The following is a 23,057-nucleotide window of genomic DNA, read 5'->3' as shown; positions in this document are numbered from 1 at the left end:
CATGGCCATGCCGTTGCGCCAAACCGTGCGGGTCGGCACCTATCTCATGCAGCAGAAGCTCAAGCGCCGGGACAAGTTCCCGCTGATCGTCGAACTGGAGCCGCTCTTCGCCTGCAACCTCGCCTGTGAGGGGTGCGGCAAGATCCAGCACCCGGCGGGCGTGCTGAAGCAGCGCATGCCGGTCGCCCAGGCGGTCGGCGCGGTGCTGGAGTCGGGTGCCCCGATGGTCTCGATCGCCGGCGGCGAGCCGCTGATGCACCCGCAGATCGACGAGATCGTCCGCCAGCTGGTCGCGCGCCGCAAGTACGTCTTCCTCTGCACCAACGCGCTGCTGCTGCGCAAGAAGCTGGACAAGTTCACCCCCTCGCCGTACTTCACCTTCACCGTGCACATCGACGGACTGCGCGAGCGGCACGACGCCTCGGTGGCCAAGGAGGGGACCTTCGACGAGGCGGTGGAGGCGATCAAGGAGGCCAAGCGGCGCGGCTTCCGGGTCACCACCAACAGCACCTTCTTCAACACCGACACCGCGCAGACCATCATCGACGTGCTGGACTACCTCAACGACGACCTCAAGGTCGACGAGATGATGATCTCCCCGGCGTTCGCCTACGAGAAGGCCCCCGACCAGGAGCACTTCCTCGGCGTCGAACAGACCAGGGAGCTCTTCCGCAAGACCTTCGCCGGCGGCAACCGGCGGCGCTGGCGCCTCAACCACAGCCCGCTCTTCCTGGACTTCCTGGAGGGCAAGGTCGACTTCGAGTGCACCGCCTGGGGGATCCCCAACTACTCGCTCTTCGGCTGGCAGCGCCCCTGCTACCTGATGGCCGACGGGTACGTGCCCACCTACCGCGAGCTGATCGAGAAGACCGACTGGGCCAAGTACGGCCGCGGCAAGGACGCACGCTGCGCCAACTGCATGGCGCACTGCGGCTACGAGCCGACCGCCGTCCTCGCCACCATGGGCTCGCTCAAGGAGTCGCTGCGCGCGCTCACCGAGACCGTCGGTGCCAACCGCGGTCACTGACCGCACGCCGCCCGGCACGGGGCACCCCGCGCCGGGCGGTCCCACCACAGGGGGGCACCACAGCACCGCTCCGAGTCGTGAGGTGAACACATGTCACTCCTGTCCGGCGTCACGTCCCCGGCCGACCTGCGGAAGATCCCGGCCGCCGACCTCCCGCTCCTCGCCGACGAGATCCGCGCCTTCCTGATCGACGCCGTCACCCGGACCGGCGGCCACCTCGGCCCGAACCTCGGCGTGGTCGAGCTGACCATCGCGCTGCACCGGGTGTTCGACTCGCCGTACGACCGGATCGTCTGGGACACCGGCCACCAGAGCTACGTCCACAAACTGCTCACCGGCCGCCAGGACTTCTCGAAACTGCGCTCCAGAGGCGGCCTGTCCGGCTATCCCTCGCGTGCGGAGTCCGAGCACGACCTGGTCGAGAACTCGCACGCCTCCACCGCCCTCTCCTACGCCGACGGCCTCGCCAAGGCCGCCCAGCTGCTCGGCCAGTACGACCGGCAGACCGTCGCGGTGATCGGCGACGGGGCGCTCACCGGCGGGCTCGCCTGGGAGGCGCTCAACAACATCGCCGAGGCCCGGGACCGGCCGCTGGTCATCGTCGTCAACGACAACGAGCGCTCCTACGCCAGGACCATCGGCGGCCTCGCCAACCACCTCGCCACGCTGCGCACCACCCAGGGGTACGAGCGCTTCCTCGCCCTCGGCAAGGGGGCGCTGCAGCGCACCCCGCTGGTCGGGCAGCCGATCTTCGAGGCGCTGCACGGCGCCAAGAAGGGATTCAAGGACGCCTTCGCCCCGCAGGGCATGTTCGAGGACCTCGGGCTCAAGTACCTCGGCCCGATCGACGGCCACGACCTGGGCGCGGTCGAGCAGGCGCTGCGCCAGGCACGCGGTTTCGGCGGCCCGGTCATCGTGCACTGCCTGACCGTGAAGGGCCGCGGCTACCGCCCGGCCGAGCAGGACGAGGCGGACCGCTTCCACGCCGTCAACCCGATCGACCCGTACACCTGCCTGCCCATCTCGCCCAGCGTCGGGGTCTCCTGGACGTCCGTCTTCGGCGAGGAGATGCTCGCGCTCGGCGCGGAGCGGCCGGACGTGGTCGCGATCACCGCCGCGATGCTCCAGCCGGTGGGCCTCGGCGCGTTCGCCAAGGCCCACCCGGAGCGGACCTTCGACGTCGGGATCGCCGAGCAGCACGCCGTGACCAGTGCGGCCGGGCTGGCCACCGGCGGGCTGCACCCGGTGGTCGCGGTGTACGCGACCTTCCTCAACCGGGCCTTCGACCAGGTCCTGATGGACGTCGCCCTGCACCGGCTGGGTGTGACCTTCGTCCTCGACCGCTCCGGGGTGACAGGGCCGGACGGCGCCTCCCACAACGGCATGTGGGACATGTCGATCCTGCAGGTCGTGCCCGGTCTGCGGCTGGCCGCCCCGCGCGACGCCGACCAGCTGCGGGCGCAGCTGCGCGAGGCGGTGGACGTGGCGGACGCGCCGACGGTGGTCCGGTTCCCGAAGGGGAACATCGGGCCGGCCGTCCCGGCCGTGGAGCGCGTCGGCGGGGTGGACGTGTTGCTGCGGACCGGGGAGCTGCCGGAGATCCTGCTGGTCGCCGTGGGCACCACCGCGGCCGCCGGGCTGGACGCGGCGCGGCTGCTGCTGGCCGAGGGGTTCACCGCGACGGTCGTCGACCCGCGCTGGGTCAAGCCGGTCGACCCGGCCCTGCCCGCGCTGGCCGCCGCGCACCGGCTGGTCGTCACGGTCGAGGACAACGGCCGGACCGGCGGCGTCGGCGCGGCCGTCGCCCAGGCGCTGCGGGACGCCGACGTGGACGTCCCGGTGCGGGTGCTCGGCCTGCCGCAGGAGTTCCTCGGCCACGCCGCCCGGGGCGAGATCCTGGAGGAGACCGGTCTGACCGGCACCGGGGTCGCCGCGCAGACCGCGGCCTTCGCCAAGAACCTGCTACCGACCAGAGGAGCGAACCAGCGCCATGCCGGCTGACCCCGACAGCACCGAGCCCCGCTTCGACCTCGCCGCCCTGCTCGCCGAGCGCGGTGGCGAACGGTACGAGTTGCACAGCCGCTACCTCAATCCGCAGCTGCCGCGGATGCTGCACACCATCGGCTTCGACAAGTACTACGAGCGCGCCGAGGGCCCGTACTTCTATGACGCGGAGGGGAACGAGTACCTCGACATGCTGGCCGGGTTCGGCATCTTCGCGCTGGGCCGGCACCACCCGGTGGTGCGCGGGGCCGTCCAGCAGGTGATGGACCTCGACCTGCCCGACCTCGTCCGGTTCGACTGTTCGCCGCTGCCCGGTCTGCTCGCGGAGCGGCTGCTCTCCCACGCGCCCGGGCTGGACCGGGTCTTCTTCGGCAACAGCGGCACCGAGGCGGTGGAGACGGCGCTGAAGTTCGCGCGCTACGCCACCGGGCGCCGGCGCGTGCTCTACGCCGACCACGCCTTCCACGGGCTGACCACCGGTTCGCTCTCGGTCAACGGCGAGAGCGGCTTCCGCAAGGGCTTCGACCCGCTGCTGCCGGACACGGCGATCCCGCTCGGCGACCTCGGGGCACTGGCCAAGGAGTTGAAGAAGGGCGATGTCGCGGCGCTGATCGTGGAGCCGATCCAGGGCAAGGGCGTCCTGGCCCCCCCGCCCGGCTGGCTGCGCGCGGCGCAGGACCTGCTGCACGAGCACAAGGCACTGCTGATCTGCGACGAGGTGCAGACCGGCATCGGCCGGACCGGGGAGTTCTTCGCCTACCAGCACGAGGAGGGGGTGCTGCCCGACCTGGTCTGCGCGGCCAAGGCGCTCTCCGGCGGGTACGTGCCGGTCGGGGCGACGCTCGGCAAGAGCTGGATCTTCGAGAAGGTCTACTCCTCGATGGACCGGGTGCTGGTCCACTCGGCCAGCTTCGGTTCCAACGCGCAGGCGATGGCGGCGGGCCTGGCGACCCTGGAGGTGATGCGGGACGAGAAGGTGGTGGAGAACGCCCGCGCCGTCGGGGACCGGTTCCGGGAGCGGCTGGCCGCGCTGGTCGACCGGTACGAGCTGCTGGCCGAGGTCCGCGGCCGGGGCCTGATGATCGGCATCGAGTTCGGCCGGCCGAAGTCGCTGAAGCTGCGGACCGGGTGGACGGCCCTGCAGGCGGCGCGCAAGGGCCTGTTCGCGCAGATGGTGGTCGTCCCGCTGTTGCAGCGGCACCGGATCCTCACCCAGGTCTCCGGGGACCACCTGGAGGTGATCAAGCTGATCCCGCCGTTGATCATCACCGATCGGGACGTGGACCGCTTCATCGACGCCTTCACCGACGTGATGGACGACGCGCACCGCGGGAGCGGCCTGATGTGGGACTTCGGGCGGACGCTGGTGAAGCAGGCGGTCGGCAACCGCTGAGCGTGCGCGGCGGCGGCGGAGCGGGAAGTCGGGCGGGCCGACTTCCCACTCCGTGGGAGATACCGCGTCAGAGCTCGGTCCGGCGGCGCCGGATGACGACGACGAGATCGACGACGGCGAACAGGGTGAGGATTCCGCAGGCCACCGCGAATCCGGTGAGGGTGCCCCGGCTGGGCGCGCCGTACGCCGGTGAGTTGGCGGCCCAGACCGCGAAGGCCACCGTGGCGATGGCGAACAGCGGTGTGAACGTCAGCGAGAGCAGATAGCGCAGTTTGAGGTCGCTCCGGGCGGTTCTGGGTTCGGTGCCGCTCCGCCAGCGCCGCGGTGTGGTGGCTCGCATGCCCGTGCACCTCCCGTCGGCCGGGTGCGGTCTACGATTCCAGCGTACGTCCGGGGCACGAGCGGGGGAGGGGCGATGACGGAAGCGGACGCGGAGGGCTACGCGGGGCTGCGGGTGGAGCGGGCGGAGGAGCTGGCCCGTCGGCACGGTTGGGCATCGGTGCGGGTGCTGCCGCCCGGGGCGATGATGACCATGGACCACCGGGAGGGGCGGCTCAACCTCGCGGTGCGCGACGGGGTCGTGGAACGCAGCTGGGAGGGGTGAGCGCGGGCCCGTACCGCCGGGCGAGCCGGCTCTCGACGGCGCTCACCAGGGGCTCCAGCAGGGGCAGTGAGAGCAGCACCAGCAGGCCGGCGGCCCAGCCGGCCAGCACGTCGGTGACCCAGTGGGTCCCGAGGTAGACGGTGGTGAGCCCGACCGAGCCGGCGGTGGCAGCCGCGAGCACCGCGCCGCAGCGCCGCCAGCGGACCGCCAGGTACGCCAGCACCCCCCAGGTGACCACGGCGTTGGCGGTGTGTCCGGAGGGGAATATGGTGCCGCCCGAGAAGAGCTCGGGCGAGCCGACGTAGTGGGCGTAGTGCGGGCCCAGCCGGCCGGTGACGATCTTCACCGCGCCGACCGTGACATTGAGCAGCAGCAGGGCGGTGCCCGTCACCAGCAGCGGGCGCAGCCGCCGCAGCCGGTGGGCCCGCCAGCCGAGCCAGGCGAAGGCCGCGACGGCGGACGGGCCGCGCTGCCCGGCCACCACCCAGTTGTCGAGCAGCGGTTCGAGGCTGGGCCACCGTTCGTAGGGGCGGGCGAGGCGCACCGTCCAGTCGAGGTCGACCAGCGGGGTGTCGAGGAGGACGCCCGCCACCACCACCAGGTAGCCGAGCGCGGTGAGGGCCAGCAGGCCGATCCGCCGCCGGGCGAGCGGTGGCCAGCCGGATTCTCCGGGGGTGCGGTGTGGGAGTCCCCGGGGGGTGATCGGGTTCTCCTGCAATTCACTCGGCGCTTGCACGCCGGTGACCCTACCCAGCAGGTCGGGGCGGCTCCCGGCGGAATCCGGAATTCTTCGGGGAGGCGTTTGAATGACCGGATCGTCGTCATTCCCGTCTGATTTTCCGACATTCTCTTATCGAATGTCCGAGCGATACTCGATCGTGGATTCCCAAGGGCCGGCAAAGCGAACGGAGTGGGAGACCGGCCTCGCCGGTTCCCACTCCGTGGTAACCCTGTGTAGGTTCGGTGGCTCAGTCGAGGGGGCCGCCGGCCACGTAGATGACCTGGCCGGACACGAATCCGGCGCCCTCGCCGGCCAGGAACGAGATGGTGTTCGCGACGTCCTCGGGCACGCCGACCCGCTGGACCGGGATCTGCGAGGCGGCGGCGCGCTTGAACTCCTCGAACTCCATCCCGACCCGGGCCGCGGTGGCCGCCGTCATGTCGGTGGCGATGAATCCGGGGGCGACGGCATTGGCGGTGATGCCGAACCGGCCCAGTTCGATCGCCAGGGTCTTGGTGAAGCCCTGCAGGCCGGCCTTGGCGGCGGAGTAGTTGGCCTGCCCGCGGTTGCCCTGGGCCGAGGACGAGGAAAGGTTGATCACGCGGCCGAAGCCGGCGTCCACCATGTGCTTCTGCACCGCGCGGGTCATCAGGAACGCGCCGCGCAGGTGAACGTTCATGACCGTGTCCCAGTCGGACTCGGACATCTTGAAGATCAGGTTGTCGCGCAGCACGCCCGCGTTGTTCACGAGGACGACCGGGGCGCCCAGTTCGGCGGCGATCCGGTCGACCGCGGCCTGCACCTGTCCGGCGTCCGAGACGTCCGCGCCGACGGCGACGGCCCGCCCGCCGGCGGCGGTGATCCGGTCGACGACGTCCTTGCCGGCCGCCTCCTCCAGGTCCAGCACGGCGACGGCGTAGCCGTCCGCCGCGAGGCGCTCGGCGGTGGCGGCGCCCAAGCCGCGTGCGGCGCCGGTGACGACGGCGACCCTGGGGGCGGTGCTCTGCTCGGTCATGCTCGCTCTCGTCTCTCTCGGATCTCGCCGGGAGGCTCCCGCGGAGTCGCCCGGCGGGGGTGGACCGCTGAGTGGGCCATACCCTACCGGCGAGTAGGGTGCGCGGCCAGGGCGGAAGACGCAGGTGACCGAGGGTAAGGACCGGCCGGTCGGCTTTCTCCTGCGAACGGGTTACCGCCGGGTCGGCACGGCGCGTAAATATGCCAATGTTGCCGAACCTGCGTCTACTATCCGCCCCCGCCTGCCAGCGAGGGCCAGCCGTTTGTATAGTGTCCGCCAGCAGCCACCGGCTGCACGGCTGGAGCGCCCTCCCTCACAGCGGGACGCCCACTCGCCGTTACTGCCCCACCCGGGTGTCCCACACACACCGGGTGTGACATCGGGACGGATACATGGTGCTGGGGGAGATCCCGACGACCCGCGTGTCCGCGCGACTGCAGCAGTCGCCCGGGCACCTGATCCGCGTTGCACAGCAGGTACACACCCGTCTGTGGTCCGAACACGTCGGAGCCGATCTCACGGCTCCGCAGTTCGCCGTTCTGCTGGTCCTCGCCCTCGAACCGGGTGCTGACCAGCGGACGGTCGGCGAGCGCGCCTCGCTGGACAAGGCCACGATGGCCGAGATGGTCGCCCGGCTGGTCCGGCGCGGCCTGGTGCTGCGACGCCGCGATCCGGCCGACGGCCGGCGCAAACTGCTCGCTCTCTCGCAGAGCGGCGCACAGGCGGTGCGCGAGGCCACCGGCGGAGTGGTCCGCGTGCAGCGCACGCTCTTCGAGCCGCTCGCGGCCGAGGAGCAGCTGGAGATTGTCCGGGTGATGGCCAAGATAGCCAGGCTTGAACCCGCTGCGGTCGCCGTCCTCACCGACGCGCGGCCGATGCTGGACGCCCAGCGGGCGATCGGCTATCTGATCAGGGTGAGCCAGCAGGTGCACACCAAGCTCTGGTCGGAGCACGTCGGTTCGGAGCTGACGGCGCCGCAGTACGCGGTGCTCGACGCCCTCGAACTGGAACCGGGCGCGGACCAGCGCACGGTCGGGGAGCTGGCCTCGCTGGACAAGGCCACGATGGCCGAGATGGTCAGCCGGCTGGTCCGGCGCGGCCTCGTGCAGCGCCGGCGCGACCCCTCGGACGGGCGGCGCAACCTGCTGTCGCTCTCGCCGGCGGGTCAGGACCTGCTGCACCGCTCGGCGGCGGGCGTCGCCCAGGTCCAGCGGTTGCTGCTCGCTCCGCTGGACGAGGACGAGCACGAACCCGCGATGGCGCTGATCGCCAAGGCGGCCAGGCTCTAGGCTTCGCCGTCGAGTTCCAGCCAAAACGATTCGCCAACGTACCGAAGGCCGCCGACCCGAATGTGGGAAGGCGGCCTTCGGTGTTGACGCTCCCTCAGGGGCGCGGCACCGGCGCGGTGCTCACCGAGGGTGTCAGTTCCAGTCGAACTCCTGCGGGTCCGGGCCGATCCGCACGCCGGTGGCGACGCCGGCGATCGCGGCGAGGTCGGCGCCGTCCAGCTCGAAGCCGGTCACGTCCAGGTTCTCCTTGATCCGGGACGGGGTGACCGACTTGGGGATCGCGACGATGTCGCTCTGCAGGTGCCAGCGGAGCACCACCTGGGCCACCGTGCGGCCGTGCTTCTCGGCGATCTGCACCAGCGCGGGGTCGGCGAGCAGCTCCTTGCCCTGGCCCAGCGGGCTCCAGGCCTCGGTGGCGATGCCGTGCCGCGAGTGGAAGGCGCGCAGCTCGTCCTGCGGGAAGTACGGGTGCAGCTCGACCTGGTTCAGCGCGGGGGCGACGGAGGCGTCGCCGAGCAGGCGGGTGAGCTGCTCGGTGCCGAAGTTGGAGACGCCGATCGACTTGACCCGGCCGTCGGCCCGGAGCTGCTCGAAGGCCTTCCAGACGTTCAGGTAGCTGCCGTGCATCGGGCGCGGCCAGTGGATCAGGTAGAGGTCGAGGTACTCCAGGCCCAGCTTGGCCAGCGAGGCGTCGAACTCGCGCAGCACCGCGTCACGGCCCTGCGGGCCGGACCAGTCGCGGGTGCCCGAGTTCCACAGCTTGGTGGTGATGTAGAGGTCCTCGCGGGCGACGACGCCGCCCGCGATCGCCTCGGTGATCGCCTGGCCGGTGCCGGCCTCGTTCTCGTAGATCGCCGCGGTGTCGATCGAGCGGTAGCCCGTCTCGATGGCGGTGCGGACGGCGGCCGTGGCCTCGGCGTCCGGCACCTGCCACACGCCGAAGCCCAGCTGCGGGATCTGCGAGCCGTTGTTGAGGGTGACGCTGGGGATGCTGCTCACGGGAAGGGGTGCCCTCCTGGTTGTCCATATGGTTCGAGTGGATCAACCGGCGCCTTGTCCGGATTGTTCCCGGCCCGCCAAAGAATTTTCCGACGCGTTGTACCAGCGTGCGCAGGCTGTACCGAGGGGGCGCGCGCAGCGGAAAACCTGTTGCGCAGATCACACCCGGCTTGGCAGGCTCGCTGCCATGACCTCCTGACCTGCCCCGGCCGTGACCGCACCGGCCCCTCCTCCCGTGCTCCCGGCGCCACCGCGCGACGAGCACGTCCGTGCCAATCGCCCGTACCACCCGCAACGGAGCGTCATGCCGCTCAAGACCCTGCCGCTGGCCGATCCCGGCGACCCGGACCTCTCCTCCCCCCTCGCCTTCCTGCGCTGGCTGCAGCGCAGCCAGCGGCGCGGGCAGGTGCTCGCCACCTGCTGGTCGCTGCTGGAGATGGGCAGCCGGGCGGCCCTGCCCGTCCCGCTCGGCCTGGGCGTCCAGGCCGCCGTGGACGGTGACACCGCTGGCATCCGGTGGGCCGGCGCCGCCGTGCTGGCCCTGGCCGCCGTCGCCGCCCTCGGCGCCGTCATGCTGCACCGCCAGGCGGTGTGGAACTGGATCCACGCCGCCACCCAGATCCGCCAGCTGGTGTCCCGTCAGGCCTCCCACCTCGGCGCCGGCCTGTCCCGGCGGATCGCCACCGGCGAGATCGTCGCGGTCGGCAGCGGGGACGTCGAGAAGATCGGCTGGTACGTCGAGCTGGTCGCCCGGCTCCGCGGCGCGGTGATCGTCTGGCTGGCGGTCAGCGCCGCCGTGCTGGTCGCCGAGCCCGTGCTCGGCCTCGCCGTCCTGCTCGGCGTCCCGGTGCTGGCCGCCTCCGTCTGGCCGCTGCTGGGCCCGTTCGAGCGGCGCTACTCCGAACAGCGCGCGCTCGGCGGCAAGGCGACCGAGCTGGCCGCCGACACCGTGGCCGGGCTCCGGGTGCTGCGCGGCATCGGCGGCGAGGAGCTGTTCCTCGACCGCTACCGGGCGGCCTCCCAGAAGGTCCGTGCGGCCGCCGTCCGCTCGGCCCGGATCTGGTCGCTGATGCAGGCCCAGCAGGTCCTGCTGCCGGGGCTGTTCGTGGTCGGCGTCACCTGGTACGGCGCCCGGCTGGCCGCGCGCGGAGAGATCGGGATCGGCACCCTCGTCGCCGTGTACGGCGCCACCGCCTACCTGGCCTCGCCGCTGCGCATCCTCGGCGAGGCCGCGCACGCCTGGAGCGTCGCCCGGGTCTCCGCCGGGCGGGCCGTCCGGGTGCTCTCGCTCAGCCGGACGACCGGCACCGCCGAGGCCGTGCTGACCGGGCCCGGCGAGGCAGACCTGTACGACCCGGTCTCCGGGCTGACCGTCCGGGCCGGCGAGCTGACCGCCGTCGTCTGCGGCGACCCGGACTTCGCCGGGGCGCTCGCCGGCCGGCTCGGCGGGCACGTCCCGCTGGGTGAGGGCGAGCAGCCGCAGTCCTCCGTCCGGCTGGGCGGCACCGAGCTGGACGCCGTCCCGCTGGCCGAGGCCCGGGCGGCGGTGCTGGTCCACGACAAGGAGCCGGTGCTGCTCTCCGGCACCCTGGCCGAGCTGTTCGACATCCCCGCCTCGGGCCGGGTCACGCCCGCCGAGGCACTGGCCGCCGCCCGCGCCGAGGACGTCCTGGACGCGCTGGTCGACGGCTCGCCCGAGTGCGGGGGCGACGCCATGCGGGCGGGGATCACCGAGCGCGGCCGCTCGCTCTCCGGCGGCCAGCGCCAGCGGCTGGCGCTCGCCCGCGCGCTGCTGGCCGACCCGCCGGTGCTCGTCCTGGACGAGCCCACCAGCGCGGTCGACGCCCACACCGAGTCCCGGATCGCGACCGGGCTGCGCAAGAGCCGGGAGGGGCGCACCACGGTGGTGTTCGCCACCAGCCCGCTGCTGCTCGACCAGGCGGACCGGGTGGTGCTGGTCCAGGACGGCCGGGCCGCCGCGGCGGGACGCCACCGCGAGCTGATGCACACCGAACCCGCCTACCGCGCCGTGGTCACCCGCGACGAGGAGCCGGCAGCCGTCGGGGAGAGCGTGTGAACCGCGCCCCCGTCCGCCGTCCCGCCCAGCCCAGGAGCACCGTATGAAGCCCCCCGTCCATCAGGAGCAAGGGCCGGCCACCACCCTGCCGGTCGGCTCCCCGACCGCCGTCCGGGCCTACCTGCGGCTGCTCGCCCGGCGGCACCGGGCCGGCTTCTCCGCGGTGGTGGGCCTGCACTCGGTGGCCACCGTGGCCGGGCTGGTCGGCCCCTGGGTGCTCGGCACGCTGGTCGAGTCGCTGGCCACCGGCACCGCCGAGTCCACCATCGCGGTCGCCGTCGCCTGGTACCTGCTGGCGCTGGTCGTGCAGTCCGCCTTCACCTGGTGGTCGCGGCTGCGCGGCAGCGTCCTCGGTGAACGCGTGCTGGCCGACCTCCGGGAGGACTTCCTGGTCCGGTCGGTGACGCTGCCGACCGGCGTCCTGGAGCGGGCCGGCACCGGGGACCTCGTCTCCCGGGGCACCACCGACATCGACCGGCTCGACAAGTCGGTCCGCGAGGCGGTGCCCGAGCTGGCCGTCGCCGTGGTCTCGCTGCTGCTGGTGATCGGCGCCCTGGTGGTGACCTCGCCGCTGCTCGCGCTCACCTCTCTGATCGGCCTGCCACTGCTGCTGGTGAGCTCCCGCTGGTACTTCCGGCGGGCCCCGCAGTCCTACCGCAACGAGTCGGCCGGCTACGCCGCGGTGAACACCGTGCTCGCGGAGACGGTCGACGCCGGGCGGACGGTCGAGACGCTGCGCCTCGGCGACGAGCGGGTCCGGCTGACGGACCGCAAGCTCGGTGAGTGGCTCGCCTGGGAGCGGTACACCCTCTGGCTGCGCTCGGTCTGGTTCCCGACCATCGACGCGGTCTACACCCTGGCCGTGCTCGGGACCTTGCTGCTCGGCGGCCTGTTCACCCTGCGGGGCTGGATCACCGTCGGCCAGCTGACCACCGGGGTGCTCTACGCCCAGGCGCTGACCGGCCCGGTCGACCTGATCCTGCGCTGGTACGACGAGCTGCAGATCGGGCAGGCCTCGCTGGCCCGGCTGGTCGGGGTGCGCGAGGTGCCGGAGCACGAGAGCGACGAGGACGCCCACCCGGACGGCCGGCACGTCCGGGCGGACGGCGTCCGGTTCGGCTACCGCGAGGGCGCCGACGTGCTGCACGGCATCAGCCTGGACGTCGCCCCGGGCAGCCGGGTCGCGCTGGTCGGGCCCTCCGGCGCGGGGAAGTCCACCCTGGGCCGGCTGCTGGCCGGGATCTACGCACCCGGCCGGGGCACCGTGACGCTCGGCGGGGCGGCGCTCTCGCGGATGCCGGCCGAGCGGGTCCGGGCCCAGGTGGCGCTGGTCAACCAGGAGCACCACGTCTTCGTCGGCACCCTGCGGGACAACCTCCGGCTGGCCGCGCCGGACGCCGCCGACACCGAGCTGCGCGCCGCGCTGGACGCGGTGGACGCCGGGGACTGGGTGGACGCGCTGGCGCACGGGCTGGACACCGAGGTCGGTTCGGGCGGCACCGCACTGACCGCGCCGCAGGCCCAGCAGCTGGCGCTGGCCCGGCTGGTGCTGGCCGACCCGCACACCCTGGTCCTGGACGAGGCCACCTCGCTGCTGGACCCGAGGGCCGCCCGGCACCTGGAGCGCTCGCTCTCCCGGGTGCTGGAGGGCCGGACGGTGATCGCCATCGCGCACCGGCTGCACACCGCGCACGACGCGGACGTGATCGCCGTGGTCGAGGGCGGGCGGATCAGCGAGTACGGCAGCCACCCCGAGCTGGTCGCGGCCGGCGGTCCGTACGCGGCGCTCTGGCGGTCCTGGCGGGACGAGCGGTGACCGGCGGGCCCACCGACGCCCGGTGACGCCGCGCAAACCCGCACGGGGAAGGGTTGCCCCGTGCGGGTTACTCCCGGGCGCGTAACCGGACAAGTCGGCCGACCGGCCCGCAGACTGCGCGTGTGACCAAGATTTCAGACGGCTCGGCCGGCTCCAAGCGCAACGAGATCGGTGGCATCCCCACCCGGTACATCGGGATCGGCGTCATCGTCGTGCTCGCGGTGTGGTTCCTGTTCGCCAACCTCGACAAGGTGAAGATCCAGTTCTGGGTGTTCACCGTCACCGCGCCGCTCTGGATCGCCCTGCTCGCCACCCTCGTCGCGGGTGGCGCGCTGGGCTGGCTGCTGAAGGGGCGGCGCGGAAAGTGACGGCGGCGCCGGCGCCGGGGCCGCCGGCCTTCGAGCCGCTGATCGAGCTGCGCGGCGTCAACAAGCACTTCGGCGAACTGCACGTGCTGCAGGACATCGAGCTGACGGTGGGGCGCGGCGAGGTCGTGGTGGTGATCGGCCCCTCCGGCTCCGGGAAGTCCACCCTCTGCCGGGCGATCAACCGGCTGGAGCCGATCGAGTCCGGCACCATCTCGATCGACGGCCGGCCGCTGCCCGAGGAGGGCAAGGGCCTCGCCCTGCTGCGCGCCGATGTCGGGATGGTGTTCCAGTCCTTCAACCTGTTCGCCCACAAGACCGTGCTGCAGAACGTCTCGCTGGCGCAGATCAAGGTCCGCGGCCGGTCGCGGGCGGAGGCGGACGCGAAGTCCCGGGCCCTGCTGGAGCGGGTCGGGCTGGTCGCCCAGGCGGACAAGTACCCGGCGCAGCTCTCCGGGGGGCAGCAGCAGCGCGTGGCGATCGCGCGCGCGCTCGCCATGGAGCCCAAGGCGCTGCTCTTCGACGAGCCCACCTCCGCCCTCGACCCCGAGATGATCAACGAGGTGCTGGACGTCATGCGCCAGCTCGCGCACGAGGGCATGACCATGGTGGTGGTCACCCACGAGATGGGGTTCGCCCGTGCGTCTGCCAACCGGGTGGTGTTCATGGCCGACGGGCGGATCGTCGAGGACCGCGCCCCCGAGGACTTCTTCGGCGCTCCGGAGAGCGACCGTGCCCGGGACTTCCTGTCCAAGATCCTCAAGCACTGAGGCGGCGCCGTGACGAGGAAGTGGATGCTCGCCGCCGCGGCCGTGATCGCCCTGCTGGCCGGCTGCGGCAAGGAGGGCACCCCGGCACCGAAGGGACCGCAGCCCAGCGCGCTGCCCAGCTACCAGGTGCAGGACGGCGCCGGCATCACCGGCTCGCCCACCCTGGACGCGGCGCGCGCCCGGGGCCACCTGGTGGTGGGGGCCAAGGAGGACCAGCCCTACCTGGGCCAGAAGAACCCGGCCACCGGGCAGTACTCCGGCTTCGACATCGAGATCGCCAAGATGGTCGGCGCCGACCTGGGCTTCGCCCCCGACCGGATCGAGTTCCGGACGATCGCCTCCGCCAACCGGGAGACCGCCCTGCAGAACGGGCAGGTGGACTACTACGTCGGCACGTACACCATCAACGACAACCGCAAGAAGCTGGTCGGCTTCGCGGGGCCGTACTACCTGGCCGGCCAGTCGCTGCTGGTGCGCAGGAACGACGAGACCATCCACGGCCCGCAGGACCTGAACGGCAAGAAGGTCTGTTCGGCGGCGGGCTCCACCCCGTACCAGCGGATCCAGAAGCAGTACCCCGAGGTCAGGCTGATCGGCTACGACACCTACTCGGCTTGCGTGGACAACCTGATCACCGGCCAGGTGGACGCCGTCACCACGGACAACACGATCCTGATGGGCTACGCGGCCAAGGTGCCGGACGAGCTCAAGGTGGTCGGACCGCTGTTCTCCGAGGAGCCGTACGGGATCGGCACGCCGAAGGACGACACGGTGCTGCGCGGCGCGCTGAACGACGCCCTGGCGCGCCACGAGGAGAACGGCGACTGGAAGAAGGCCTACGACGCCACCCTCGGCCTGTCCGGGGTGCCCGCGCCCACCCCGCCGCCGATCGACCGGTACTGAGAGGGCCGCGCCGTGAAAACGCTGACCGACAACTGGTCGACCTACTGGGAGGGCTTCCTCGGCACCCTCTCGCTGTTCGCGGTGAGTGCCGTGCTCTCCCTGGTGCTGGGGGTGCTGATCGCCGGCTTCCGGGTCTCACCGGTGCGGCCGTTGCGGGTGTTCGGGACGGTCTGGGTGACGCTGCTGCGCAACACGCCGCTGACCCTGCTCTTCTTCATCGTGGTGCTGGGCCTGCCGCGGTTCGACATCACGCTGCCGTTCTTCACCTTCGCGGTGCTCGCGCTCGGCTGCTACACCTCGGCGTTCGTCTGCGAGGCGATGCGGGCGGGGGTCAACACCGTGCCGGGAGGCCAGGGCGAGGCGGCCCGGAGCCTGGGCATGACCTTCGGCCAGACGATGAGCCTGGTGGTGCTGCCCCAGGCGTACCGGTCGGTGGTCGCCCCGATCGGCAGTGTGATGATCGCGCTGGCCAAGAACACCGCGATCGCCGGCTCGTTCAGCGTGACCGAACTGCTCGGCAGCTACCGGACCATCAACGAGCTGGGGTACAGCATCGTCTGGACCTTCGTCTGGATCGCCGTCGGCTACCTGATCATCACCCTGGCCGTCAGTGCCGTCTTCAACGTGCTGGAACGACGAGTGGCGGTGTCGCGATGACGGTGGAAGCCTCGGCGCTCTACGACATCCCCGGTCCGAAGGCGCTCGCCCGGCACCGGCTGTACGGCCTGATCGCCCTGTTGGCGATCGCCGCGCTGCTCGGGTGGATCGTCTACATGCTGTTCCACACCAACCAGTTCACCTACCAGAAGTGGATGGCCTTCGAGTACCAGGGCGTGCAGGAGCTGCTGCTGCGCGGGCTGGGGAACACGCTCAAGGCCTTCGGGTGGACGGTGCTGTTCGCGCTGCCGTTCGGCGCGCTGTTCGCGGCCGGGCGGCTCTCCGACCACCGGGTGGTGCGCTGGTTCTCCACGCTGGTGGTCGAGTTCTTCCGGGCCATGCCGGTGCTGGTGATGATCTTCTTCATCTTCGTCGCGCTCAAGGTGGAGCCGCTCTGGGCGCTGGTGGCCGGCCTGGTGCTGTACAACGGCTCGGTGCTGGCCGAGGTGTTCCGGGCCGGCGTGCTGGCGGTGCCCGCCGGGCAGCGCGAGGCGGCGTACGCGCTGGGCATGCGCAAGACCCAGGTGATGTCGTACGTCCTGGTGCCGCAGGCCAACCGGGCGATGCTGCCGGCCATCATCAGCCAGCTGGTGGTGGCGCTCAAGGACACCTCGCTGGGCTTCCTGATCACCTACGAGGAGTTCCTGCACGCGGGCAAGCTGATCGCCACCAACCTGGACTACGACCTGCCGTTCATCCCGGTGGTGATGGTGATCGCGCCGATCTACATCGGGATGTGTCTGGCGCTCTCCTGGCTGGCCCGCTGGGTCGAGCGCCGCACCCGGCGCAGCCCGAGCACGCAGGGCGGCGCGCCGGTGGCCGAGGCCGGGCTGGTGCTCGGGCTGCCACCGGAGGAGTAGGAGCCGGCGGGGCGGAAGCTCCGCAGGTGAACCATAGGTACGAGCGGGATCAGCGCCGAGACCTCCAAAGTCTGCTTATGATTCCCTGGGACCAGGGGAGCAGGCAGGGGGAGGGGCAGTGGAGCCGGTATTCGACTCGCGGCACATCAGGACCTTTCACGAGGTCGTCCGGGCCGGCTCCTACTCGGCCGCCGCCCGCGAGCTCGGCTACACCCAGCCCGCCATCACCCAGCAGATGAAGGCGCTGGAGCGGTCCGTCGGAGTGCCGCTGTTCACCCGGGCCGGGCGCGGGCTGCGCCTCACCGAGGCCGGCGAGGCACTCGCCCGGCACGCCGAGCTGATCCTCGGCAGCCTCTCCGCCGCCCAGCAGCAACTCGCCGCGCTCGCCCGGCTGCGCGCCGGGAGAGTCCGGGTCTGCGCGTTCCCGAGCGCCAACGCGACCCTGATACCCCAGGCGATGGCGCGGCTGCTGGCCGACCACCCCGGCGTCCGGGTCGAACTGCTGGAGGCCGAACCGCCCGACTCCGTGCAGCGGCTGCTGCGCGGCGAGTGCGACATCGCGCTGTCCTTCCGCTACCCGGGCGCCGCCGTCGAGCTGCCGCCCGAGCTGGACGAGATACCGCTGATGGAGGACCTGCTGACCGTGCTGCTGCCGGTCGGCCACCCGCTGGGCCGCCGGCACGCCGTCCGGCTCGCCGACCTCGACGGCGAACGCTGGATCGCCGGCTGCCCGCGTTGTCGGGCCAACCTGCTGCACGTCTGTGCGGAGGAGGGCTACGCACCCGACATCGTCTTCTCCACCGACGACAACCTGGCGGTGCAGAGCCTGGTCGCCGCCGGGGTCGGGATCGCGCTGATGCCCGCGCTGGTGCTCTCCTTCATGTGCCACCGCAAGGTCACCGGGCGCGCCGTCGAGCCGCACCTGCGCCGGCACGTGAGCGCGTACGTGCTCCGTGAGCACCGCCGGATCCCGGCCACCGCGCTGGTGCTGGACCAGCTGCGGTCCGCGGCGGCGGCGAGGGTCGGCTGCTGATCCCCGCCGACCCATAAGCGGGCTTTGGGAGAACGCGAAAGAACCCTCCTTGGACGTGATGGGTCGGCCGGGTCGAACCTGCTGGCATGACACCCTCAGCCACGGTCGGCAGCGACCGGCTCACCGAGCGAATGACCGCCCTGGTCGGCGAGATCCGCGCGGTCGTGGACCGCGGCCTGCCGCCGGAACTCACCGCCTACCTGGTCGGCGAGCGGCTCGCCCCGCACCTGGGGGACGCCGACCTGCTCACCGACGAGCAGCGCGAGGGGGATCCGGAGCGCTACCGCCAGCACGTCCTGCACGCCGAGGCCGACGGCGGCTTCTCCGTCGTCGCCCTGGTCTGGCTGCCCGGCCAGCAGACCCCGATCCACGACCACGTGTCCTGGTGCGTGGCCGGCGTCCACCGGGGCCAGGAGAGCGAGACCCGCTACCGGCTGGTCTCCGACGGGCGCACCGCCCACCTGGTGGAGACCGAGCACGTGGTCGGCCCGGCCGGCACCGTCGCCGCCTTCGCCCCACCCGGCGACATCCACCTCGTCCGCAACGCCTGTTCCTCCACCGCCATCTCGATCCACGTCTACGGCGCCGACGTCGCCCGGCTGGGCACCAGCATCCGGCGCGTCTACCGGCTGCCCGCCGACGACCAGCGGTGAGCGCGCCGTGGCACTGACCATTCGGGACCGCGGCGTCCGCACCCGCGCACTGCCCCCGCTCGGCGGCGATGCCCCCGGGCTGCTGCTCGCCGCGCTCGGCGTGGCCGCCGCGCTCGCCGTCCACCAGGCCGTCCCCGCCGTGCCCAAGCTCACCGCCGCCGTGGTGCTCGGCATGGCCGCCGCCCACCTGCCCGGACTGCGGCCGGTGGTCCGGGGGGTGGCCCGGCCCGGCCTCTCCACCGCCGGGCGGCGGCTGATGCGGCTCGGCATCGTCCTGCTCGGACTCAAGCTCGGCCTGGGCGACGTGGTCGGCCTCGGCTGGGCCACCGTCGCCATGGTGATCGCCGTCGTCGCCGCCACCTTCGCCGGCACCATCTGGCTCGGGCGCCGGCTCGGCCTGCCCGGCGACCAGCCGCTGCTCGTCGCCACCGGGTACTCGATCTGCGGGGCCTCGGCGATCGGCGCGGTCAGCCAGGCCGCCGGCAGTGAGGAGGAGGACGTCGCCGCCTCCGTCGCGCTGGTCACCCTCTGCGGCACCCTCGCCATCGCCGTCCTCCCGCTGCTCCACCAGCCGCTCGGGCTCGGCGAGGCCGAGTTCGGGCGCTGGGTCGGTGCCAGCGTGCACGACGTCGGCCAGGTGGTCGCCACCGCGCAGACCGGTGGCGCGGGCGCGCTGCGCGAGGCGGTCCTGGTCAAGCTGATGCGGGTGGTGCTGCTGGCGCCGCTGGTCGCCGGGGTCGCCGTCGCGGTGCGGCGCTCGCGCCGGGGCGCCACCGCGACCGTCGGCAAGCGGCCGCCGATCGTGCCGCTCTTCGTGGCCGGCTTCCTCGCGATGATCGTGCTGCGGACCACCGGCGTCCTGCCCGAACGGGCGCTCACCCTGGCCGGGGACGCGCAGGAGCTGCTGCTGGCGGCCGCGCTGTTCGGCCTCGGCAGCGCCGTGCACCTGCCCACCCTGCTGCGAACCGGCGGGCGGATCGCCCTGCTGGGCCTGGCCTCCTGGGTGATGGTCGCGGGTGTCAGCTACGCGGGGGTGCTGATCACGACGTGACCGGTCGGGCCGGGGCCTCCGCTATTGTCGGGCGGGTGCTCGTTCGCCGAGCCGTTCGCACCCGCACCCGCACCTGGGAGGAAGCGCCGCATGTCCACCGCACTGCCCGAACGGGACGGCCAGGAGGCCGTTGTCACGCTCGACCGGCGGGAGGGTCCGTTCGGCGAGGTGGTCCTGCGCCGGCGCGGACGGCAGTTCGAGATCATCGCCAACGGCTGCTTCCTGATGGACACCGCCGACGGCCGCTCCGAGCGGCTGCTGATCCAGGCGGCGCTGGACGAGCTGGACCGGACCGGCACCGCGGTGGAGCGGCCCGCGGTGCTGATCGGCGGGCTCGGCGTGGGCTTCTCGCTGGCGTACGCGGTGGCCGAGCCGCGCTGGGGCCGGATCGCGATCGTCGAGCGCGAGAACGCGATCATCGACTGGCACCGGAGCGGTCCGCTGGGCGCCTTCTCGGCCGGCGCGCTGGAGGACGAGCGGGTGGCGGTGCTCCACACCGACCTGCTGGAGTACCTGGCGGCGGCCGACGGCGAGCGCTACCACGCGCTCTGCCTGGACATCGACAACGGTCCGGACTGGACGGTCACCGACTCCAACGCCGGGCTCTACGGCGCCGACGGGCTGGCGGTGCTCCGGCACCGGCTGCGGCCCGGCGGGGTGCTGGCGGTCTGGAGCGCGCAGCCCTCCCCGGCCTTCGAGGAGGCGCTGCGCGCGGCGGGCTTCTCGGACGTGGCCACCCACGAGGTCGCGGTCGCCCGGGGTGTGCCGGACGTGGTCCACCTGGCCCGCCGCGCCGACTGAGCGGCTCGCCGGGCCAGGCGGGGTCTCCGCGTTACTTCAGGCCGTTGTCCACCGCGGCCATCAGCTCGCCGTTGGGCGTGTCACCGTCGAAGGCCCACACCATCGCGCCGGCCAGCCCCTGGGACTTGATCCAGGCGGTCTTGCGGGCGATCTCGATCGGGTCGTCGTAGGTGTAGAAGACGGACCCGTTGTAGATGTACGCGTGGCCGGCCACCGGATCCCGGTAGATGGTGTAACCGCCGCCGGTGGCCATCTGCTTGAGCTTCTTGTAGTCCTCGAACCCGGCCTCGTAGGTCCCCGGGCCGGGGCCGGTGGCGGGCTGGAAGAGGCCGTTGGTGGTGCCGCGCGGCACGCCCGTCCAGCCGCGTCCGTAGAACGGGATGCCCAGGGTCAGCTTGCTCTTCGGAGCGCCGCCGGTGACGTAGGCGCCGATGGCGATCTCCGAACTGAACTGGCGGTCCGGGGTGCTCGGGTCGCCCGCCGCGAGCTTGACGGCGGACTGCTGGTTGGTGCTCATCTCCCAGCCGCCGTGGTAGTCGTAGCCCTGGATGGTGGCGAAGTCGAAGGCGCCGAACAGACCGGGGATGTCGATGCCCGCGGTGATCTTCGCCGGGTCGGCCGGGAGGAAGGCGCTCAGCGTGTAGTGCTTGCCGGTGGTGGTGCCGAGCGCGTCCAGCTGGCGGCGGAACTCCTGGGCCAGCAGGGTGTAGTTGGCCTTGTCGGTGGGCCGGAAGATGTTCCCGTCGTGCCCGCCGGAGGCCGGCCACTCCCAGTCGAGGTCGATGCCGTCGAAGATGCCGGCCGCGCTGCCCGCGCCGCCGCGCCCGTCGATGACCGGCAGGTTCCCCTTGATGTACATGTCGATGCAGGAGCTGACCAGCGCCTTGCGGGAGGCGTCGGTGGCGGCCGCGTCGGAGAACCACTTGCTGTACGACCAACCGCCCAGCGAGATCTGGATCTTGAGGTTGGGGTACTTGGCCTTGAGCTGCTTCAACTGGTTGAAGTTGCCGGCCAGCTTCTGGTCCCAGGTGTCGGTGGTGCCGGCCACCGAGCTGCCCGCGTCCCAGCCCTTGCCGAAGTCGGCCCAGGCGTCACCGGCGCCGTCGCCCGCGTTCGGGTCGTTGTCCGGCCCGGCCGCCTTGTTGGTGATGAAGCACTGCTTGGTGGTCGGGTGGATGTTGGCGAAGGCGTAGTTGAGCGTGGTGAGGCGGCCGGCCGAGCCGGAGGTGTCGAGCTGCTTCACGCTGTAGCCGCGGGCGTAGATGCTCCACTGGGTGAAGTAGCCGATCTTCAGCGCGCCGGGGTTGCTCCCGCCGGGCTGGGTCTTGCCGCTCACCGGGTTCGAGGCCGGGGAGACGTTGCCGGCCGCGTCGCGGGCCTTCACGGTGAAGGTGTACGAGGTGTCCGGTGCCAGGTTGCCCACGGTGGCGGAGGTGCCGGTGACGGTCGCGGCGAGCGCGGTGCCGTTGTAGACGTCGTAGGCGGTGACGTCGACGTTGTCGGTGCTGGCCCCCCAGGTGAGCGAGATGCTGTTGGCGTCCGAGCCGGTGACGACCGGCGTGCCGGGCGTGCTCGGGGCCTGCTTGTCCGGGTCGGTCGGCGGCTTGGTGGTGGCGCTCACCGGGCCGGCGGCGGCCGAGTGGTTGCCCGCCGCGTCGAAGGCCTGCACGGTGAACTGGTAGGCGGTGCCGGCGGTCAGGCCCTGGACGGTGACGCCGGTGGCGCTGCCGTCCGTGGTGGCCACCTTGGTGGCGCCCTGGTACACGTCGTACCCGGTGACCGCGACGTTGTCGGTGCTCGCCGTCCAGGACAGGTCGACCGTGGTCTGGGTGGTGGTGCCGGCCTGGAGGTTGCCCGGGACGGTCGGCGCGCTCTGGTCGCCGCCGGTGCCGTCGCACGGCTGGCCGTTCAGCTTGCAGTTGAGCAGCGGCTTGTAAGTGCCCGAATAGGCGATGTTGAAGCCGAAGTTGTACGTGCCGCCGGGCGGGAGGTTGGCGGCCCAGCCGGGGTTCTTGACCGTGACGTGCGAACTCGCCGTCGTGTAGCTCGCGTTCCAGAGCGAGGCGACCGTGTTGGCGGCCGGCAGGTCGAACTCCAGGGTCCAGCCGTTGATGGCGGTGCCGGAGCCGTTGGTGATGGTGTAACTGCCCTCGTAGCCGCTGCCCCAGTCGCTGCCCTTGGTGAGGGCCGCGGTGGCGGACCCGGCGGCGTGGGCGGCGGTGCTGGGCAGGGAGACGGCGAGCAGCGGGACGATCAGGGTCCCGGCGGCCAGCAGCGGCAGCTTGATCCGACGTCTGCGCATGGGTGTGGCTCCTGTCCTGGGGCCTCCGGGCATGCCGGGTCGCCCCGTTACCTGTGGGGAGGTGTCAGGTGCGTGGAGCGAGCGTGCGGGAGCTCCGGGCCGTGGGCGGCGCGGAACCGGAGACCTCGGGCCGTCGGGGTGCCGTGAGGATCCTGTGCTCCCCGAGGGTAGGGAGCCGGTCGGCAACTGGCAATAGGTCTGTACCAGTTGGTGGTGGTGAACATGGCAGGACGGCACGGCGCCGGCGGGCGCCCCCGGTGGGGCGGCCGCCGGCGGGGCCGTGCTCGGTCGAGGGGGCCGGTCTCAGCCGAAGGGGCTGGTCTCCGGCGCCGCGGGTGGTGCGGCCTCGGGGGCGGTGAGGGTGTCGGGCGGCAGCGGGGCGAAGGGGTTGAAGTCCGGCGGCGGCACCATCACGGGCGTGCCCTTGGGCCGGCGCTCCGGGTCGTCCGGCCCGTCCTCGGCCGCCGGGTCGGCGGTCGGCAGGGTGACGGTCGGCGCGGGAACGGCCGGCGGGGCCGTGGGCGGCGGCGGGACGGCCGCGGGCTGCTGCGGGACGGTGGTCCCGAACGGGTCGTTCGGCTGGTCGGCCGTCACCGTGCCGAAGGGGTCGACGGCCTGGACGGCGGGTGGTGCGGCCTCGGGGGCGGTGAGGGTGTCGGGCGGCAGCGGGGCGAAGGGGTTGAAGTCCGGCGGCGGCACCATCACGGGCGTGCCCTT

21 protein-coding genes and 1 pseudogene are annotated in these 23,057 nt (G+C 72.3%); 16 read left to right on the top strand and 6 right to left on the bottom strand.

Going from position 1 to position 23,057, the window contains the following annotated elements; genetic code table 11:
• The first annotated feature begins 1 nt into the window (after nt 1).
• The 3 genes from hpnH (at nt 2) to ACFVYI_RS14475 (ending at nt 4,424) form a co-directional block, all read left to right on the top strand.
• Nucleotides 2-1,027, top strand: a complete 1,026-nt coding sequence (hpnH, locus tag ACFVYI_RS14485) for an adenosyl-hopene transferase HpnH (protein ID WP_387884949.1) — start codon at nt 2-4, stop codon at nt 1,025-1,027.
• 90 nt (nt 1,028-1,117) lie between these two features.
• Nucleotides 1,118-3,028, top strand: a complete 1,911-nt coding sequence (gene dxs / locus ACFVYI_RS14480; protein WP_387884947.1) for a 1-deoxy-D-xylulose-5-phosphate synthase — start codon at nt 1,118-1,120, stop codon at nt 3,026-3,028.
• Complete coding sequence (locus ACFVYI_RS14475; protein WP_387884944.1) at nt 3,018-4,424, top strand: aspartate aminotransferase family protein; 1,407 nt, start codon at nt 3,018-3,020, stop codon at nt 4,422-4,424. Before dxs ends, ACFVYI_RS14475 begins: the two co-directional genes overlap by 11 nt.
• A 67-nt stretch (nt 4,425-4,491) precedes the next feature.
• Here the strand turns inward: ACFVYI_RS14475 and ACFVYI_RS14470 are convergent, their stop codons facing one another.
• Nucleotides 4,492-4,764, bottom strand: a complete 273-nt coding sequence (locus tag ACFVYI_RS14470) for a DUF6343 family protein (RefSeq protein ID WP_387884942.1) — start codon at nt 4,762-4,764, stop codon at nt 4,492-4,494.
• A 75-nt stretch (nt 4,765-4,839) separates the two neighbouring features.
• On the opposite strand from ACFVYI_RS14470, the gene ACFVYI_RS14465 reads away from it, so the two are divergent.
• A complete protein-coding gene (locus tag ACFVYI_RS14465; RefSeq protein WP_360643763.1) occupies nt 4,840-5,028 on the top strand; it encodes an I78 family peptidase inhibitor in 189 nt (62 codons plus the stop codon).
• Here ACFVYI_RS14465 and ACFVYI_RS14460 read toward each other — a convergent pair.
• Nucleotides 4,979-5,764 (bottom strand): phosphatase PAP2 family protein, encoded by a 786-nt coding sequence (locus ACFVYI_RS14460; RefSeq protein ID WP_387884940.1) that lies wholly within the window; start codon nt 5,762-5,764, stop codon nt 4,979-4,981. The two genes, ACFVYI_RS14465 and ACFVYI_RS14460, sit on opposite strands and share 50 nt — an antisense overlap.
• Nucleotides 5,765-5,996: 232 nt before the next feature.
• Complete coding sequence (fabG, locus tag ACFVYI_RS14455) at nt 5,997-6,764, bottom strand: 3-oxoacyl-ACP reductase FabG (RefSeq protein ID WP_387884938.1); 768 nt, start codon at nt 6,762-6,764, stop codon at nt 5,997-5,999.
• Nucleotides 6,765-7,156: 392 nt separating this feature from the next.
• On the opposite strand from fabG, the gene ACFVYI_RS14450 reads away from it, so the two are divergent.
• Nucleotides 7,157-8,053 (top strand): MarR family winged helix-turn-helix transcriptional regulator, encoded by an 897-nt coding sequence (locus tag ACFVYI_RS14450; RefSeq protein ID WP_360643754.1) that lies wholly within the window; start codon nt 7,157-7,159, stop codon nt 8,051-8,053.
• Between the two features lie 132 nt (nt 8,054-8,185).
• Here ACFVYI_RS14450 and ACFVYI_RS14445 read toward each other — a convergent pair whose 3' ends face one another.
• A complete protein-coding gene (locus tag ACFVYI_RS14445) occupies nt 8,186-9,052 on the bottom strand; it encodes an aldo/keto reductase (protein WP_387884935.1) in 867 nt (288 codons plus the stop codon).
• Nucleotides 9,053-9,356: 304 nt separating this feature from the next.
• Between ACFVYI_RS14445 and ACFVYI_RS14440 the strand changes: the two genes are divergently transcribed.
• The 11 genes from ACFVYI_RS14440 (at nt 9,357) to ACFVYI_RS14390 (ending at nt 20,038) form a co-directional block, all read left to right on the top strand.
• The gene (locus ACFVYI_RS14440; protein WP_387884933.1) at nt 9,357-11,129 is read left to right on the top strand and encodes an ABC transporter transmembrane domain-containing protein; all 1,773 of its coding nucleotides are present in this window, start codon (nt 9,357-9,359) and stop codon (nt 11,127-11,129) included.
• Between the two features lie 43 nt (nt 11,130-11,172).
• A complete protein-coding gene (locus tag ACFVYI_RS14435) occupies nt 11,173-12,945 on the top strand; it encodes an ABC transporter ATP-binding protein (RefSeq protein WP_387884931.1) in 1,773 nt (590 codons plus the stop codon).
• A gap of 122 nt (nt 12,946-13,067) precedes the next feature.
• Nucleotides 13,068-13,313: a LapA family protein gene (locus tag ACFVYI_RS14430; protein WP_387884928.1), complete on the top strand. Its 246-nt coding sequence runs from the start codon at nt 13,068-13,070 to the stop codon at nt 13,311-13,313.
• 38 nt (nt 13,314-13,351) lie between these two features.
• Nucleotides 13,352-14,080 carry an amino acid ABC transporter ATP-binding protein gene (locus ACFVYI_RS14425; protein WP_387885091.1) on the top strand — a complete coding sequence of 243 codons (729 nt, stop codon included), beginning with the start codon at nt 13,352-13,354 and terminating at the stop codon, nt 14,078-14,080.
• Between the two features lie 24 nt (nt 14,081-14,104).
• On the top strand, nt 14,105-14,983 hold the full coding sequence (locus ACFVYI_RS14420; RefSeq protein WP_387885087.1) for a glutamate ABC transporter substrate-binding protein: 879 nt from the start codon (nt 14,105-14,107) through the stop codon (nt 14,981-14,983).
• Nucleotides 14,984-14,995: 12 nt separating this feature from the next.
• Nucleotides 14,996-15,640: an amino acid ABC transporter permease gene (locus ACFVYI_RS14415; protein ID WP_387884925.1), complete on the top strand. Its 645-nt coding sequence runs from the start codon at nt 14,996-14,998 to the stop codon at nt 15,638-15,640.
• A complete protein-coding gene (locus ACFVYI_RS14410) occupies nt 15,637-16,500 on the top strand; it encodes an amino acid ABC transporter permease (protein ID WP_387884922.1) in 864 nt (287 codons plus the stop codon). Before ACFVYI_RS14415 ends, ACFVYI_RS14410 begins: the two co-directional genes overlap by 4 nt.
• A 118-nt stretch (nt 16,501-16,618) precedes the next feature.
• The gene (locus ACFVYI_RS14405; RefSeq protein ID WP_360643733.1) at nt 16,619-17,533 is read left to right on the top strand and encodes a LysR family transcriptional regulator; all 915 of its coding nucleotides are present in this window, start codon (nt 16,619-16,621) and stop codon (nt 17,531-17,533) included.
• 86 nt (nt 17,534-17,619) lie between these two features.
• A complete protein-coding gene (locus tag ACFVYI_RS14400) occupies nt 17,620-18,186 on the top strand; it encodes a cysteine dioxygenase (protein ID WP_387884919.1) in 567 nt (188 codons plus the stop codon).
• A gap of 13 nt (nt 18,187-18,199) precedes the next feature.
• The gene (locus tag ACFVYI_RS14395) at nt 18,200-19,237 is read left to right on the top strand and encodes a YeiH family protein (RefSeq protein ID WP_387885084.1); all 1,038 of its coding nucleotides are present in this window, start codon (nt 18,200-18,202) and stop codon (nt 19,235-19,237) included.
• Between the two features lie 90 nt (nt 19,238-19,327).
• Nucleotides 19,328-20,038 carry a spermidine synthase gene (locus ACFVYI_RS14390; protein ID WP_387884916.1) on the top strand — a complete coding sequence of 237 codons (711 nt, stop codon included), beginning with the start codon at nt 19,328-19,330 and terminating at the stop codon, nt 20,036-20,038.
• 31 nt (nt 20,039-20,069) lie between these two features.
• Here ACFVYI_RS14390 and ACFVYI_RS14385 read toward each other — a convergent pair whose 3' ends face one another.
• Together ACFVYI_RS14385 and ACFVYI_RS14380 are read right to left on the bottom strand one after the other, a co-directional pair.
• Nucleotides 20,070-22,340, bottom strand: coding sequence for a glycosyl hydrolase family 18 protein (locus tag ACFVYI_RS14385; protein WP_387884913.1), 2,271 nt, complete (start codon nt 22,338-22,340; stop codon nt 20,070-20,072).
• A 303-nt stretch (nt 22,341-22,643) separates the two neighbouring features.
• Nucleotides 22,644-23,057, bottom strand: a pseudogene (locus ACFVYI_RS14380) (hypothetical protein); the annotation flags it as partial.

The sequence above is a fragment of the Kitasatospora sp. NPDC058218 genome (assembly GCF_042882445.1).
GTDB lineage: Bacteria > Actinomycetota > Actinomycetes > Streptomycetales > Streptomycetaceae > Kitasatospora.
The sequence above is the reverse complement of the archived record's forward strand: the minus strand, read 5'-3'. Positions and strand labels throughout refer to the sequence as shown.

Bases quoted from the DNA above. Each gene is read 5' to 3' on its own strand.
- hpnH (WP_387884949.1), top strand. From the start codon at position 2: ATGGCCATGCCGTTGCGCCAAACCGTGCGGGTCGGCACCTATCTCATG.
- dxs (WP_387884947.1), top strand. From the start codon at position 1,118: ATGTCACTCCTGTCCGGCGTCACGTCCCCGGCCGACCTGCGGAAGATC.
- ACFVYI_RS14475 (WP_387884944.1), top strand. From the start codon at position 3,018: ATGCCGGCTGACCCCGACAGCACCGAGCCCCGCTTCGACCTCGCCGCC.
- ACFVYI_RS14470 (WP_387884942.1), bottom strand. From the start codon at position 4,764: ATGCGAGCCACCACACCGCGGCGCTGGCGGAGCGGCACCGAACCCAGA.
- ACFVYI_RS14465 (WP_360643763.1), top strand. From the start codon at position 4,840: ATGACGGAAGCGGACGCGGAGGGCTACGCGGGGCTGCGGGTGGAGCGG.
- fabG (WP_387884938.1), bottom strand. From the start codon at position 6,764: ATGACCGAGCAGAGCACCGCCCCCAGGGTCGCCGTCGTCACCGGCGCC.
- ACFVYI_RS14450 (WP_360643754.1), top strand. From the start codon at position 7,157: ATGGTGCTGGGGGAGATCCCGACGACCCGCGTGTCCGCGCGACTGCAG.
- ACFVYI_RS14440 (WP_387884933.1), top strand. From the start codon at position 9,357: ATGCCGCTCAAGACCCTGCCGCTGGCCGATCCCGGCGACCCGGACCTC.
- ACFVYI_RS14435 (WP_387884931.1), top strand. From the start codon at position 11,173: ATGAAGCCCCCCGTCCATCAGGAGCAAGGGCCGGCCACCACCCTGCCG.
- ACFVYI_RS14420 (WP_387885087.1), top strand. From the start codon at position 14,105: ATGCTCGCCGCCGCGGCCGTGATCGCCCTGCTGGCCGGCTGCGGCAAG.
- ACFVYI_RS14410 (WP_387884922.1), top strand. From the start codon at position 15,637: ATGACGGTGGAAGCCTCGGCGCTCTACGACATCCCCGGTCCGAAGGCG.
- ACFVYI_RS14400 (WP_387884919.1), top strand. From the start codon at position 17,620: ATGACACCCTCAGCCACGGTCGGCAGCGACCGGCTCACCGAGCGAATG.
- ACFVYI_RS14390 (WP_387884916.1), top strand. From the start codon at position 19,328: ATGTCCACCGCACTGCCCGAACGGGACGGCCAGGAGGCCGTTGTCACG.
- ACFVYI_RS14385 (WP_387884913.1), bottom strand. From the start codon at position 22,340: ATGCGCAGACGTCGGATCAAGCTGCCGCTGCTGGCCGCCGGGACCCTG.